Origin of the sequence: Pseudoalteromonas sp. SIMBA_162 (assembly GCF_046535955.1) — a bacterium.
Taxonomy (GTDB): Bacteria; Pseudomonadota; Gammaproteobacteria; order Enterobacterales; family Alteromonadaceae; genus Pseudoalteromonas; species Pseudoalteromonas marina.
In genome coordinates this window covers 1-283 of the sequence record NZ_JAWJBQ010000251.1, presented here as the reverse complement: position 1 = coordinate 283, position 283 = coordinate 1, and the positions used below count along the sequence as shown (strand labels likewise).

Below are 283 nucleotides of genomic sequence, written 5' to 3'. Positions count from 1 at the left end.
AATCCGTTTCCCGTAAAGGCTGAGCTGTGATGGCGAGCGAAATTTAGTAGCGAAGTTCCTGATTCCACACTGCCAAGAAAAGCCTCTAGCGAGGTGAGAGGTGCCCGTACCGCAAACCGACACAGGTAGGCGAGGAGAGAATCCTAAGGTGATCGAGAGAACTCTCGTTAAGGAACTCGGCAAAATGACCCCGTAACTTCGGGAGAAGGGGTGCTTCTTAGGGTGTTAAAGCCCCGAGAAGCCGCAGTGAATAGGCCCAGGCGACTGTTTAGCAAAAACACAG

Annotated in this window: 1 rRNA gene; it reads left to right on the top strand. The window is 52.3% G+C overall.

Annotation, left to right across the window (positions count from 1 at the left end):
• Positions 1 to 283: ribosomal RNA gene (locus R0J88_RS19560) — 23S ribosomal RNA — on the top strand; the annotation flags it as partial.